We start from the raw sequence: 14403 nt of genomic DNA, 5'->3' as shown, positions 1-14403 counted from the left end.
AAGAAAACAGATCGCATTCCCGCTTAAATAATCAGCCACCTTTTAAATAAACCAACATATTGACAAAAAGACAGGTATTACAACATTGTCATAATACCTGTCTTTGATCGCTATACTGCAGCCTCTGAATGCTGTCCGTTTGTTTTTTTCTTTTTGACCATAAAATAAGTTATTGTTAACGCGGCACAGCCCAGGATATATAAGGCTAGAATACCGATATTTTGCCACATGAACGCATAATCTCCGCTTGAAATCACCGCTTTAAACGCCTGAACGGTATATGTCATCGGCAATAAGTTGTTGATCGGTTGGAGAACTTTCGGAATTAACTCCAACGGGAACGTTCCCGCGCTTGTTGTCAGTTGCAAAATCAAAATAATAATCGCAATGAAACGCCCCGGATCACCCATTGTGGTGACGAGAAGTTGTATCAATGTCATAAAAGCAAGACTCGTTATGATGGATACAAAAAGGAATAATGGAATACTTTTTACTTCCATTCCCAATCCAAATAATAAGACAGCATCGACTAATAATGCCTGGATCACTCCGATAACGGCCACAACGCCGAATTTGCCAAGGAACCAGGAGATGCCATTACGCGGCTTTCCTGCGGGTTCCTTCATATTGAAGACAATAGTCATCAATAAAGCACCGACAAACAATCCCAGCGACACAAAGTATGGAGCAAAACCTGTTCCGTAGTTTGGAACCGGACTTACCTGTTCCTTATTCACTTTAACAGGATTTCCCATCATATCATACGTATCATCATTAGCCTCTACCGAGCCCGCCTCTTCTGCCGCATCACTCAATTTTTCATGTAATTCTGCTGTTCCACCATGCAGTTCGGTTGTTCCTTCTGACAGCTTAGAGGACCCATCAGCTAGTTTTTGCGATCCGTCTTTGATTTTCGAGGAGCCATCTGCCAATTGACCCATTCCGTCATGTAATTTATTGGCGCCGTCCGATAATTGGTGGGCACCAGAATTCGCTTCTCCCATTTTTCGTGTGAATAATTCCATGTTTTTCACATATTCTTGTTGGCCGCTGCTTAACTTGGAAGACCCGTCGTTAAGATTTTTTGCTCCATTCGACAGTTGGTTGACCCCTTCCTGAAGCGCAAGCTGGCCAGACTGGATAGCTCCAAGACCCGTTCCTAATTGATTCAATGCCGGATCAACCGCTTGTTGAATTTCTTTCTCCAGTCCGGCGGTTGAGCCGCCAAGTTTTTTATTTACTTCACTCTTATACAAGCCGAATGCCTCATCGATCCCCGCAGTGGCTTGATGAACTCCTTGATTGACGCCGGTTTCTATTTGAGGTTGCAGTTGATTCACTAAGGTCTGCTCAACTTGTTCTTTCGTCGGGGAGGCGGCTCCTACTTGGGAAATTATTTTTTGAACGGCTTCTTTTGGAACCCCATTATCTAATAAAGCTGCGGAAAGCTTATCCATCTGCTCTTTTTGCATTTTATCAATTTGATCGGCAACTCCTTGTGCCACACCTGCTGAAAGCTGCCCAGACAGCCCATTCACTAAGTCATTTTGCAGTTTCCCGTTAATGCCCTGATTCAATTGATCCAAACCTTGATTCATTTCCTGGCCGCTTGCCTGGATTTTCGCATGGATCGTAGTGGCCATTTGCTTTGGCAATTGGGTTTGAAGCTGTTTGAGCCCTTCCTGCACCTGTCCTGTTCCCTCGACCAAGTCCGGTATTTTCCCGCTCATTTCCTGTAACCCGTTGTTCATTTGGGAAATACCGCCTGTTAATGCTTGTGAGCCTTGTTGCACTTCTGTGGACGCGCTGTAAAGTTTTTCACTGGCATCTGTCAATTGATTCATCCCGTCCGCCAGTTCCCGTGATCCATTGGCAAGTTCATTGGAACCGGAGCGTACCTTTGTTATTCCATTTTCAAATTCAATGGAGCTGAATGCCAGCACTTCAAGATTATCTGTCAATTCTTTGGATCCATCCGCTACTTTTTTAGCCCCTTCATCTAATTTTTTACTGCCATCACTCGCTTTTTCAAGACCTTCCGCTACTTCTTCAACCTTGGCAAACATTGTTTCGGCATATGTGGTGGAAACAGCTTTGGCAACCTCGGCCTTGATTTCTTTTGCCGCTGTTTCTCCGATTTGAGAAGAAAGGAAATTGTAAGCTTCATTCGGTACGTACTTTAAAGCTAATTTCTTTGGTTTTTCGTCCATTAGCGTCGTCGCATTTTTCGAGAAATCCTTCGGTATTTCGATCAGCATATAATATTTTCGGTTTTTCAAATCCCGGTATCCTTCTTTTTTGGGGACAAAGTGAAATTGGAATTCATCGTTATCCTTCAACTTATCGACCAGTTCTTTACCTAATTCCAATCTCTCTCCCTCATAGTCAGCCCCAACATCTTCATTTACGACAACAACAGGCAAATCACTCAAATATTCATATGGGTCCCAGAAAGACCAAAGAAACATCCCCGCATATAATAATGGAACAAAAATGACAGCGATAACGGGAATCAGCACTTTTTTATTTGTCAGAATTTGCTTCCATTCCGTTAAAAAGCTAGATTTCTCCATCCATTTATTCTCCCTTCCGAAAAAACGACCATTATATTCAACTAGTCAATTTCACGCAAAATAATCATTGACCGCTTTATTCAATTGGTCAAAATTGTTTTAAAAATAAGGATTATCTGTTGGATAACCCCTTAAACAAATATAATTTAAACAGTTTTGATATGTCCTCTTTCTCCAACGGCTCACGGACCTTCTCCCAATCAAAGATGAGCGCGACATAAAGCTTCAAAATGACAAAAGCCGTGATTTCGGGATTGCATGGCTTAATCTCGCCTTTTTCAATCCCTTTTTGGACAATGTTTCCCACGTACTGGATAATCGTGTTTTCGATCTTTTGGATGACGTCCTTTACCGCCGGCGTTCCCATTTCCTTTTCTTCCTGTATGAGTTTAATCATGAGTTGATGGTCAGTCCGGAACTCCAATAATGTAAAAAGCGCGCGATCCACCTTTTCATAAAACGTTGCATTATCATATATCTCTTTTTCAACCGCCGCTTTCATTTCAAGGATTAAAGTAGAAATAATTTCATGAAACAGCTCTTCTTTATTTTTATAAAAAGTATAAATTGTCCCCTTGCCGACATTGGCCAATTTGGCTATTTGATCCATCGTAGTAGCTTTGTAGCCAAATAAGGAAAAGGAGTTTGTTGCCGCCTGTAAAATTTGCTGCTTCCGATCAATGGCCATGTGCTTTCACCCCCATTCGGGAAACCATTTTGACCAATTGAACATTTTGGTCATACGTACAATGAAATACTAACACATCGATTTACAGGATGCAACACATTGTTTTAATTGCTGGTTAAGTGTTTTTTCCATGGATATAATTCAGCTTGCTTGTCCACTGCCACACGATCGGTCGGGGCGAACAATTCATTTTAACATGAAGTCACCCAGCTTGAATAGATACATGTAATGCTGGTCGGATATATGATTTCTCTCACAGACAATCAAGATTACAGTCAATCTTGCAGTTTGGACATGGGCGGAAGCATTCCTTTGCTTTCAACTTCCGCCATACGGAGCCTGTTCTTTGATCATTCATTGTGATCGTTGTCTAAACGAATTTCTAGCGTACTTGTGTCTTGACGAGGAGTAAATTCGATGGTTTTTAGTAATGGTCCGGTTACTACCTCTCCAGATGTCTTTTTAGCCATAAATTCATCTACCGTTTTCACTTTCGATTTAGACACATGAATGGTGTAAGGAATATCCATATGTAACTTGATTGTTGCTTCCTTTTCCTCATTTGTCATTACTAGTCTCCCTTGAGGCAACACAGCAGAATTGCTGTCAGATTGCTCTCCTTTTGTTGATACCTCTATCAAATAGTATTCGTTTTCTTCTCCACCAATGATTTTCAAAGTAACTTCCTTCATTTTCGAATGTTCCTCCTGTTCTTTCGAATTACCCGAAGTAGAGCAACTAACTAACAAGATTGCTAAACAAAATATCATAAACGGTTTGATGGCTCTCACTTCCTCTTTTTCAATCGTTGACATTTGGAACACATAGGATTCTCTTCTTCATTTATATGTAGCTTATAACAAATAAATGATTCCATCATGTAACATAAATATCCAAAAGAACATTAGCGCGACGCTATGATCACTCAACACCCTTTTCAAGCAGACGCATAAACCAAAGAGGCAAAAGACGATTTAACATCACAACAAACATATCTTTCGACATAACCAATTAAAAAACCATTTTTTCAAAAATCCAGCTATCTGCTATTTCATAATGGAAAGAAACCCTCTCCAAAATTTTGGAGTAGGGTTATAATGTAAGTGTTTTTTGGCCGTCACTAAAGAGACATCCATTGATATATTTGGTATATTTCAGATGGTCCAAACTTTGGTCCCCAACTTGCTGTACTGTTGACAGAAATCACAGAATTGGAATTCAGAATCGGCCCACCACTCATACCGCCAGTGACAGAAGAGCTATGGATGATCGTATTTTGAGAAATATTATTTATTTTGCCGGAGCTTTTATATAAGTAATAATAGCCCGTTCCTGTACCTTTATCAGCAGGATATCCATGAGAAATGATCGGATCGTTCACTCCCGCATTTTGGCTGAGAGATAATTTTGGTGAATGAGTAGAATCAATTTTTATAACCGCATAATCATATTGTACATCTTTAAAGTATACGCTGCTCGGATCTGGAGGGTTTGATGACATCCAACCTAATGGTGCATAAGCCGTGGTAGAAGCCACCCCATCATAAGGCAACTCTGTACCATTTTGTCCTGGAGAAACAGCCCAATATGAGAAAAATTCATCATTATATGAATCATATACACAATGTGCCGCTGTAAGAACTGTCGTCTCGTTGATAAATGACCCAGAGCATACATACCAACTCCCGGATGAATCTCTAAAGCTGATTTGTGCCATGGCATTATAAGGGCTTATAGTTGTATTCGTTACTTTTACTCTGTTATCTGCGCTAAGTGGACTAACATCTAAAGAAGTCACATCAGGGGAAGTTGATTCAACGGGACTGTTTAACTTAGGGGCATTTGGTTCTTCTAATATGTTTCCTTGAGAACTGACTGAGGTGGTTTTAAGATTGCTACTTTCCAGCTGTTTTAATTCGGCAGCATCAATATTTTTTTGTTTCGGCAGCTTTTGGATATCTTTTTTATATCTTTCTTCCAAGGCGAGAGTCTTATCTTTATCCAGTTTTGGCAGATCGAAGCGCTCATAGACTTCATTTGGGCTTTCCTGTTGGGGGGATGCGGCCAAGCTCTCCATTGGCCCAACAAAATAGGCAAACAGCAACATGCATAAAACGAGGTAGAGTGACTTTTTCATTTTTGATTTCCTTCCTTTCCTTTTTTATTTTTTGTATATTAGTCATTATTGTAAAGCGTTTTCATTTCTAAATCAACACAATATTAGGTAATATTTAAATATTTAGTAAATTATCTCTATTCATTTGGTAAATAATACAATTAAATGAAGACGAACGGGATTTATTTTTTCAAAATATCAGTCTTGCTACCCAGGCTGGACGAGTTGATACAACCAATGAGTCACGATTGAAGATGTTGTATCTCGGTTTCACTCACCCCATCATCCTCCTGATTTCTGATAAATCGTATGATTTGTTTCGTTGGCAACCGCCTTTTCCTCGTTAGCTTTTCTTAATGCCCAAGAATGGCCCGTTTGGCTTGGACGGTTGAAATAGCCAACGGCCACCTTACTCTTCCTCATTACAATCAATCTCCATGAATGACCAAGCTTCTTTTGCAATCTGGCCCCTTCTATTTTTATAAAAGTGGCACTTTTAGCGGAGTCAATCCTTTGCTAATCTTATCAATAAAACAAAATGAGAGAAAGAAGGTCTATGATGCAAAGAACAACTAGTTATTCGCGCTCCAACACGTTTGATCTGATCCTGACAGCCATGTTAACAGCTCTCGTATTCGTGGCCACTCTCTTATTAAATATTAAACTGCCTATTTCAGCGAATGGCGGTTTGGTTCACCTTGGAACAGCCATGCTCTTTATCGCATCCATTTTATTCGGTCCAAAAAAGGGAGCTATTGCCGGGGCCGCCGGAATGGGGCTGTTTGACCTAGTATCGGGCTGGACATTGTGGGCGCCTATCACCTTTTTAACCCGCGGTTTGCAAGGCTATATCGTTGGAAAAATTGCCTGGAAGGGAGAGCGGCGAGGAAGCAGCATCACTAATTAGCCCCTAAATGAACTTGGACAATAAGGGTAAAAAATAATATACTGCTTAATGTACCAAGGAGGCTAACAACATGACACGAAACAAACACTCCAAGGAGTTTAAATTACAAGTCATCAAAGAGGCCCAGGAGACAGGCAATAACAGCCTTGTTGCCCGCCGTTATGAACTGAATTCCAACATGGTATGCCGTTGGGTGCGGGAATATAAAGACGGAAAATATGGTGATGTTGATGTCGCTGTTTTACCAGATTTTGACCCGAAAGAAGTATCCAAGGAAAATGAAAAGCTTAAAACATTGCTTGGTGAAAAAGACCTTGAAATCGCGATTTTACGCGACATTATAAAAAAGAAAAACCCTCACTTGCTGAAAAAATTGAAGTAGCCGACCACTGGATTCAAAAAGGCTATTCTATTTCTAAGGTGCTAAAGGTCATAGGGATCGCTCGTTCCACCTATTATTACCAAAAGAACTACCGTGTGGAAGAGAAAAAAGTGAGTGAGGGACGTCCAGCACCAGGTTATTCCTTCACAGAAGACGGACGAAAAGTATCAGACGAACAAATCAAAGAATTCCTTCTGGAGGAAATTGCAGGCGATGGCTTCAACTATGGCTACCGCAAACTGACTAAGAGGCTTCGCCGCGAATATAGCCTTGTCATCAACAAGAAGAAAGTCTACCGGTTGTGCAAAGAGCTGGGTATCCTGCGTCCACAACGCAAAAAGAAGACCCAACACCCTAGGAAACTGGCACGAAACCGTACGATAACAGACTCAAACCAACTATGGGAAGCGGATATCAAATACGGCTACATCGAAGGGGAAGACCGGTTTTTCTTCGTCATGTCCATTATCGATGTATATGACCGTGGAATTGTCGCCTATCATAACGGATTAAGCTGTACAGCTAAAGATGCCGTCCAGGCACTTCAACAAGCATTGTTAAGACGCCAACAATTCAACGCAGCGATCAAACCAGTGATCCGAACAGACAATGGGCCACAGTTTGTTTCCCATACTTTTGAGGAATTTTGCGAAAAATACCATATGGAACATGAAAGAATTCCGCCAAGAACGCCGAATATGAATGCCCATATTGAATCTTTTCATCGAATTTTTGAAGATGATTGCCTCTCAAGGTGGCAGTTTGAAACCTATGCGCAAGCCTATGAAGCTGTCACGGATTTTATGGTCTTCTACAACGAAAGACGGATGCATTCAAGTATTTTGGACCTATCACCTCAGGAGTTTTACGAACAAAATAAGCATCATAAATTGGAAATCAAAGAGGTTCGCGTGTGATCGATTTGAGGGAGTCAGGGCCGATAGGAATCCTAGTCAGGCTACGAAAGGAGCCACAGCGCAGCTGCTTGCCATTTACCGCAGCGCCCGATTCTTAGTAGGCGGTGGAAGGGGTCGGGGCCCCGCCAACGAATACTTAGAATCGACTTGTCCGTGTTACCATCTGTTGCAGGCGAGCCTCTAGGCTTTTATTTTCGCTAACCTGCATGGATACCGCTACACGGACAAAAGCAAGGTCAATGGTGGCGGACAAGAAGCACAGAATCCAAAATCAAGAAATAGAGAGCTATTTTAAGAAAAAGATAGATTAAGAGTAACCATGTCCAAAATACGGGGGTTAATCCGCATCACTTTCAACCTGGTTGCCATGATTGTTTCGATACCTCCTATGATCGCCGGCTATTACGTTTGGGAGCGGGTGCTGTATGGCAGTTGGATTGTACCATTGGCTTCCATTCCCGGAGACATCATTCAGAGTGTCATAGGGATTGGTGTGGCTATTCCCGTTTGTATAGTGTTGAAAAAAATTCCCGTTTTTAAATAATGACTGAACACAGTCCGTCGCCCAAAAGAGACAAGAAAAGCCGTATGGATACAAGGTGAAATGCTGTATCCATACGGCTTTTTATATTGGTAAAAACTTTCGGCCCAGCAGTTTAGGCTTCCTGTAGCATATCTGTTTTTCTATGATCCACTAAACCTAGCGTATTATCTGTTGTAGCATGAATGTCTTGGAAAAGATCTGGATTTTCCACTAGTGACACGCCATAAGAAGGGATCATTTCTTTAATTTTTGGCTCCCATTCTTTCACATGTTGCGGGAAGCATTTTTCCAATACCTCAAGCATCACGTGAACAGCAGTAGAAGCACCAGGAGAAGCACCAAGTAACGCGGCGATTGAACCATCGGCCGCATTCACCACTTCCGTGCCAAATTGCAGCGTTCCTTTGCCGGCTTCGGTGTCTTTGATGACTTGCACGCGCTGGCCAGCTGTCACGATGTTCCAATCTTCGCTTTTGGCGCTCGGAATAAACTCGCGCAACTCTTCCATGCGCTGTTCGTTTGATAACATCACTTGCTGGATCAGATATTTTGTTAATTTCATCTCTTTTACCCCTGCCGCCAACATCGTGATGACATTATTCGGTTTAACAGAACCGATCAAGTCCATATTTGAACCCGTCTTTAAGAACTTGGGCGAAAAGCCGGCAAACGGTCCAAACAGCAATGTCTTCTCGTTGTTGATAAATCTTGTATCAAGATGCGGAACCGACATGGGAGGAGCGCCGACCTTTGCTTTACCGTACACTTTTGCGTGGTGTTGCTCTACCACTTCCGGATTCTTACAGACCATAAACAGTCCGCTTACAGGAAAACCTCCAATATGTTTTGACTCGGGAATACCGGTTTTTTGAAGTAATGGAAGACTTCCTCCTCCGGCGCCGATAAAGATGAATTTTGCAGTATGGTGTTCAATTGTGCCACTGTCCATATTATGCATCTTCACTTCCCACAAGCCATCGCTGTTACGTTTGATGTCCTTCACATAGTGCTTATAATTGATTTCGACGCCCCTTCGCTTTAAGTGGTCAAATAGTATGCGTGTTAATGCACCAAAGTTGACGTCCGTGCCCGAGTCGATTTTTGTTGCCGCTATCGGTTCATTCAATGTGCGGCCTTCCATGATGAGCGGAACCCATTCCTTCAATTTTTCCGGGTCATCGGAAAACTCCATTCCTTGAAAAAGAGGGTTGTTTGCCAGTGCCTCAAAACGTTTTTTCAAGAATGCGACATTCTTTTCCCCTTCTACGAAACTCATATGGGGTATTTGCCTAATAAAGTCCTGCGGATCGTGAATCATTTGGCTGTTTACAAGATAAGACCAAAACTGTTTTGATAGCTGGAACTGTTCATTAATTTTTACTGCTTTGCGGATATCGATCGATCCGTCCGATTTTTCGGGTGTATAGTTAAGTTCACAAAGTGCGGAATGGCCCGTACCCGCATTGTTCCATTCGTTAGAGCTTTCTTCTCCCGCATCTGACAGTTTCTCAAACACTTTGATTTCCCACTGCGGCGCTAACTCTTTTAGTAACGAACCCAAAGTCGCGCTCATAATGCCAGCACCAATTAAGATAACGTCTGTTTTCGTTTGTTTATCGCTCATTTCGACCTTCCTTATACACTGAAATTTACATATAGAATGAAGGCGCTCTTACTTGAGCATCGAACAAGCAGAGCGCGAACTAATCACAAATCTTCTCTAACTCTATTATACCCTAATCATCGTTCATAAGAGCCTTTTAGAGATAAGAATCTTTATTTTGTATTATCTAAATTTAAGATTGATTTCGAAGAATTGATGACTAAACTGTTATAATACAAAAAATTAAAGTCCCGCGAGACCTAATACAGTATAGGGAAAAGCCATTTTTACCACAATTAGGATAAAATTCCTATGTGTGGCATTTTACCATAAAATCCCACCCACGCCAGATGTTACTATTCTATTACTTTGCATATGCCTTCAATATTCACATTCCTTACGCTAAAATGTTCCCCGTCCCTTTAGCCATCCACAATAATACGAAAGTAAAAACCCGATAAAGAAACTACATTCTTTTCGGGTTTGGGCAAACAAACTATATGGCATTAGGGCGTAACCAACCTTTTGCTTCTGCAGTTACTTTTTGCACGACCACTTTCTTCAAGGCTTGGATAAAATCATAGGAATCATCCAAAAAAGCAGTCCTTACTAACTCTATGTTCCATTCTCGACATTGTTCCTGTAAATCGAATCCTATGTCATATAGAGCTTCCAAATTGGTTGTTACTGATAATAAATCACATGTGACTACCGCTTTAATGCCTTGGCTTGCTTTTTCTCGAATGACATCTTTTACATCAGGGCCAAGCCACAGTTCTTTCTTTTCACCAGCACTTCGGTAAGCTATTTCCCAATCCGGCACATGCAATTGCTCCGCAACCAACTTTGCCAATTCGGAAAACTGCTGTATATAGATTTCATGCGTTTTCGCAAGACCTGGTTGACTATGGGCCGTAAAAATAACAGAAGAAGCTTGAAATTCGTCTTTAGGCAACCAATCTAACGCTTCTTGAACACGCTGGGCTAAGATTCGGATAAAATCTTCCTGTTGATGCCAGTGTTCAACATCCACAATCGGCATATCACACCCAAGCATGTTCAAAGTCTTTCGGACTTGACGTTGGTAGTAACGAATGCCCATTTTTGAATACAGTGGTTTAATCGGAAAGGTGATGATTTTTTCAACCCCGTCTGCCACCATTTTTTCAACCGTTTCCCGCACAAAAGGAGGCGTATGTTTAAAAGCGACATAGGACTTTACTTGTTCCTCAAAGCAAGGCTGTAAAGCATGCTCTAAAGCCAGCGCCTGCCTTCTTGTCATACTTCCAAGCTGATTTGCTTCTCCAACATGCCTATACTTTTCTTTCACTGCTTCTATACTTTCCTCGCTCGGCGCCTTGCCATGATGGATATGAGTATAATAATCCAGTAAATCATCCATAGATGTTGGACCGCCATACGCAAAAATTATGATACCAATCATTTTATACACATCCTTGCATTGGTCATTGGTTTGGATGAATCCATTCTGCCAGTTCCTCCAGTATATCTACTACATAAGCATTAGGCTGGGAAATAGATTTTGCCGGGATATTCTTTACATTGCCTGATTCAACAGCACGCAAAGTGTTAAACCCCGGTGAATCCAACAGTTCGGAAAATTCCCCGCTTGTCGATCCCCACTCAACGAGAACAATGTAATCCGGATCTATTTCGATTATATGCTCTATCGAAGCAGGCGTTGTTTTATCCAAGTTGAGTACATCCGATGCCGGTGTGCCACCCGCAAGTTTTACGATGTCATACGCAATACTGGATGGACCCAGAATATAAGGGCCTGTATTAGAACCTACTTGTGAAAGCAGTAAAACAGAAGGCTTTTCTTTTTGATCCGCCACTTGTTTTTGAACCTTTTCCACTTTCGCCTTCATCTCCGCCACCCTTTTTTCCGCCTTTGCTTCTTCACCAACCAATTCGCCAATAAGTTGATAATTCTCCATTAAAGATTCCACCGTCATCCAACGGTCAAAAGACGCTAGTGGCACACCCGCTGATTGCAACATCTTATTCGCATCCTGTTCAGACCCATGGGTTAACGTTAAAAGCACCAAATCAGGCTCATACGACAAAACAACTTCCGGATCTAATGAGGTGGCGCCTGCAATTTTATGGGGAATCTGATCGAGTTCTTCGGTGATATGGGATAAACGATCATTTTCCGCGCTTGTTGTTATAGCTGCAATGTGCTCCGCACCAAGTAAATCCACTGCAATTTCCGCTACATTTAAAGATAATGCCGCAACTTTTTCCGGCTTCTTTTCGATTGTGATTTCTTCTCCGTAAACATCAACCGTACGCGGGAATTCACCCTCCTGACCCTTTTCTTTATCATTCGAAAAAGACTCTTTCTCCGCATCTTTCTGTTGATTTGCCGGTTCACTGTTCGTCTTTTGTTCATTTTGCCCACATCCGCTCACAAAAAATAACACGAGCAGCGTACATCCATAAAATATGATTTTTCTCATCCATTACCCAACTCCATTCTTTCTTTCATTTATGATTTCCTGTTCGGGAGGCTGATATTTTAACGCTGTGACGGTCTGGGCATGAATGAGTTCATCATGGCGAATAGCAGTCTCAACATGATAACTCTCCTGTAACCTTTTCTTTGTCAATACAGCTTTAGGCTCCCCCGCGGCCTGCACTTCTCCGTTTTTTAATAAAACTAATTGATCGCAAAACCTGGCAGCCATGTTTAAATCGTGTAAAGCGGCAATAGCGATCATTCCTTCGTCAACCAATTCGCGCACCAGTTCGAGCACTTGAAGCTGCCGATGAAGATCAAGTGCCGAAGTAGGTTCATCCAATAATAAAATAGACGGGTCTTGCGCCAAAGCCTTGGCAATAAACACCATTTGCCTTTGCCCGCCGGATAAGCTTGTCACCGATTGCTCAGAGAGATGGGTAATCGCTGTTCTTTCCATCGCTTCATTCACCCGCTCATAATCGGTGAAACGGCCAAAACCAAAACGCGGGATATGGGAATGTCTCCCCATCATTACGATGTCTCTCACACGAAAATCGAATCCAATGGTTGTATCTTGAGGCACATAACCAATCATTTTTGCCAATTGATTGGCGGAATATGAGCTGATTTTCTTGTTTTGAATGCGGATCGTACCAGACTGATAACTTAGTAATCCGCCTAAAGCTTTCAGCCAAGTCGATTTTCCAGAGCCATTTGGGCCAATCAGACCAATAAAAGTGCCCCTTATCGCACTAAAAGAAACCGATTTTAGAATTTTCTTTTTTCCGATTTGAACCACAAGTTGATGGCACGAGATACTCATTAGACACTCCCCCTTTTTGAACGGAGAACAAGCATTAAAAAGATCGGCGCTCCGATTAAAGCACAAACAACCCCCACTTGCAGATGAACCCTTTCAAAAGCCATACGTGAAACAGTATCCGCCAAAACAAGAAATGCCGCTCCACCGAGCGCGCTGGCAGGAAGTAAAAAGCGGTGATCGGCACCGAATAAAAGGCGAATCACATGTGGCACAACAAGGCCGACAAAGCCAATTGTCCCACTGACAGCTACACCCGTACCGGTCATAAGGGCACTTAAGCCTAACAAAATATATCTTGTTCTTCGGACATTCACTCCGGTACTTTTTGCTTGATCATCACCGAGCAACATCATATTTAATTCCCTTGCGAAAAAACAGACACCTACTATAGCCGCAAGAATAAATGGACTAATGAGTTGAACATGTTGCCAAGTTCGACCTTCCAATCCACCCTGTAACCAAAAGACGATGCTGCGAAGCTCTTGCTCACTGGGAGCACTGGCAACAAAAACACTAATAACAGCCGAGACGAACAGATTTAGCCCCAAACCCACCAGCAGTAATGTCGACACTGATGTTTTCCTGCTCATCTCCCAAACTGCCAACACAATCCCCATTGATATAAGCGCACCTAAAAAGGCTGCTCCGGGCAAAATCCACAAACTGTATTTTACTAAGCCAAAAAAAAGAACCATGACCGCGGCTAATGCCGCACCACTTGAAACGCCAATATAGCCCGGCTCGACTAAAGGATTTCGAAATAAACCTTGCATAATGGCTCCTGCCGTACCCAAGGCTCCTCCCACCAATGCGCCGACAATTACACGCGGTAGTCTGATGTCCATTACAACAATGGCATCCCTCTCTATGTAATCCAATCCTTGTTCGATATGGAGAGCATCCAACATAATGGCAATGGTTTGTTGAAAAGGGATAGGTACTGGACCTATTGAATTGGCCAAAATCATGGAGAATATTAAGATAAAACCAAGAAAGCTTAAAAGAAATACATACTTTCGCCAACTTTTTTTGTAATTCACTCTCCGAGCTTGCAGACGATTTTCTGTTTCTAACTGTTTCTGAATCAATAGGCCACCCCCTAACTTGGTTAAGGGAATCAAATTTTACTATAGTTAATTTTGTTTCCCTAATACAAGAATTTATTTTAATCTCTCCATTTTGTCAATGATTCCGTATTTTATTACATTTATTTAAATATTTTTTCATTTAAAACTACATTCGATCCATCTGCCCCGAAGCGCCATACGTTCCAGAATACCCGACATGCCCCTACCTGCCCAAAGTAAAAATGCCATCCACAACAGTTGGCATAGCTATATGGAGCTATCCGAAAAGTAATAT

Annotated in this window: 12 protein-coding genes and 1 pseudogene; 3 read left to right on the top strand and 10 right to left on the bottom strand. The window is 41.9% G+C overall.

Features of this window, described 5'->3' with window-relative positions; all coding sequences use genetic code 11:
* Positions 1-110 precede the first annotated feature (110 nt).
* The 5 genes from NST31_RS11515 to NST31_RS11495 all read right to left on the bottom strand — a co-directional run bounded on the left by NST31_RS11515 (position 111) and on the right by NST31_RS11495 (position 5800).
* Positions 111-2573, bottom strand: a complete 2463-nt coding sequence (locus NST31_RS11515) for a YhgE/Pip domain-containing protein (protein WP_339160693.1) — start codon at positions 2571-2573, stop codon at positions 111-113.
* Positions 2574-2685: 112 nt separating this feature from the next.
* Complete coding sequence (locus NST31_RS11510; protein WP_339160690.1) at positions 2686-3261, bottom strand: TetR/AcrR family transcriptional regulator; 576 nt, start codon at positions 3259-3261, stop codon at positions 2686-2688.
* Between the two features lie 350 nt (positions 3262-3611).
* Positions 3612-3953, bottom strand: a complete 342-nt coding sequence (locus tag NST31_RS11505) for a hypothetical protein (protein ID WP_339160689.1) — start codon at positions 3951-3953, stop codon at positions 3612-3614.
* Between the two features lie 428 nt (positions 3954-4381).
* On the bottom strand, positions 4382-5398 hold the full coding sequence (locus NST31_RS11500) for a trypsin-like serine protease (RefSeq protein WP_339160688.1): 1017 nt from the start codon (positions 5396-5398) through the stop codon (positions 4382-4384).
* A gap of 261 nt (positions 5399-5659) precedes the next feature.
* Positions 5660-5800 (bottom strand): hypothetical protein, encoded by a 141-nt coding sequence (locus NST31_RS11495; RefSeq protein WP_205178997.1) that lies wholly within the window; start codon positions 5798-5800, stop codon positions 5660-5662.
* A gap of 136 nt (positions 5801-5936) precedes the next feature.
* Here NST31_RS11495 and NST31_RS11490 point away from each other — a divergent pair.
* The 3 genes and pseudogenes from NST31_RS11490 to NST31_RS11480 form a co-directional block, all read left to right on the top strand.
* Positions 5937-6275, top strand: a pseudogene (locus tag NST31_RS11490) (ECF transporter S component); the annotation flags it as partial.
* 79 nt (positions 6276-6354) lie between these two features.
* Positions 6355-7583 (top strand): IS3 family transposase gene (locus NST31_RS11485; RefSeq protein WP_212951973.1). Its coding sequence is split into 2 segments (ribosomal slippage): positions 6355-6643 and positions 6643-7583, totalling 1230 coding nucleotides; the frame shifts between segments, so codons are not numbered across the junction.
* Positions 7584-7902: 319 nt separating this feature from the next.
* Positions 7903-8127, top strand: coding sequence for an ECF transporter S component (locus tag NST31_RS11480; protein ID WP_339160682.1), 225 nt, complete (start codon positions 7903-7905; stop codon positions 8125-8127).
* Between the two features lie 112 nt (positions 8128-8239).
* On the opposite strand, the gene NST31_RS11475 is transcribed toward NST31_RS11480, so the two are convergent.
* From NST31_RS11475 to NST31_RS11455, 5 genes are all read right to left on the bottom strand, one after another.
* Positions 8240-9766, bottom strand: a complete 1527-nt coding sequence (locus tag NST31_RS11475; RefSeq protein ID WP_321189686.1) for a malate:quinone oxidoreductase — start codon at positions 9764-9766, stop codon at positions 8240-8242.
* 460 nt (positions 9767-10226) lie between these two features.
* On the bottom strand, positions 10227-11174 hold the full coding sequence (gene hemH / locus NST31_RS11470; RefSeq protein WP_339160681.1) for a ferrochelatase: 948 nt from the start codon (positions 11172-11174) through the stop codon (positions 10227-10229).
* 22 nt (positions 11175-11196) lie between these two features.
* Complete coding sequence (locus NST31_RS11465) at positions 11197-12216, bottom strand: ABC transporter substrate-binding protein (RefSeq protein ID WP_339160679.1); 1020 nt, start codon at positions 12214-12216, stop codon at positions 11197-11199.
* Positions 12217-12219: 3 nt separating this feature from the next.
* On the bottom strand, positions 12220-13041 hold the full coding sequence (locus tag NST31_RS11460) for an ABC transporter ATP-binding protein (protein WP_339160677.1): 822 nt from the start codon (positions 13039-13041) through the stop codon (positions 12220-12222).
* A complete protein-coding gene (locus NST31_RS11455; protein ID WP_339160675.1) occupies positions 13041-14129 on the bottom strand; it encodes an iron ABC transporter permease in 1089 nt (362 codons plus the stop codon). The genes NST31_RS11460 and NST31_RS11455 overlap by 1 nt, the downstream gene beginning before the upstream one ends.
* Positions 14130-14403 lie beyond the last annotated feature (274 nt).

The organism is Siminovitchia sp. FSL W7-1587 (genome assembly GCF_037963795.1).
GTDB lineage: Bacteria > Bacillota > Bacilli > Bacillales > Bacillaceae_C > Siminovitchia > Siminovitchia thermophila.
This window is presented reverse-complemented; position numbering and strand designations above follow the sequence as displayed.

Bases quoted from the DNA above. Each gene is read 5' to 3' on its own strand.
- NST31_RS11515 (WP_339160693.1), bottom strand. From the start codon at position 2,573: ATGGAGAAATCTAGCTTTTTAACGGAATGGAAGCAAATTCTGACAAAT.
- NST31_RS11510 (WP_339160690.1), bottom strand. From the start codon at position 3,261: ATGGCCATTGATCGGAAGCAGCAAATTTTACAGGCGGCAACAAACTCC.
- NST31_RS11505 (WP_339160689.1), bottom strand. From the start codon at position 3,953: ATGAAGGAAGTTACTTTGAAAATCATTGGTGGAGAAGAAAACGAATAC.
- NST31_RS11500 (WP_339160688.1), bottom strand. From the start codon at position 5,398: ATGAAAAAGTCACTCTACCTCGTTTTATGCATGTTGCTGTTTGCCTAT.
- NST31_RS11495 (WP_205178997.1), bottom strand. From the start codon at position 5,800: ATGAGGAAGAGTAAGGTGGCCGTTGGCTATTTCAACCGTCCAAGCCAA.
- NST31_RS11480 (WP_339160682.1), top strand. From the start codon at position 7,903: ATGTCCAAAATACGGGGGTTAATCCGCATCACTTTCAACCTGGTTGCC.
- hemH (WP_339160681.1), bottom strand. From the start codon at position 11,174: ATGATTGGTATCATAATTTTTGCGTATGGCGGTCCAACATCTATGGAT.
- NST31_RS11465 (WP_339160679.1), bottom strand. From the start codon at position 12,216: ATGAGAAAAATCATATTTTATGGATGTACGCTGCTCGTGTTATTTTTT.
- NST31_RS11460 (WP_339160677.1), bottom strand. From the start codon at position 13,041: ATGAGTATCTCGTGCCATCAACTTGTGGTTCAAATCGGAAAAAAGAAA.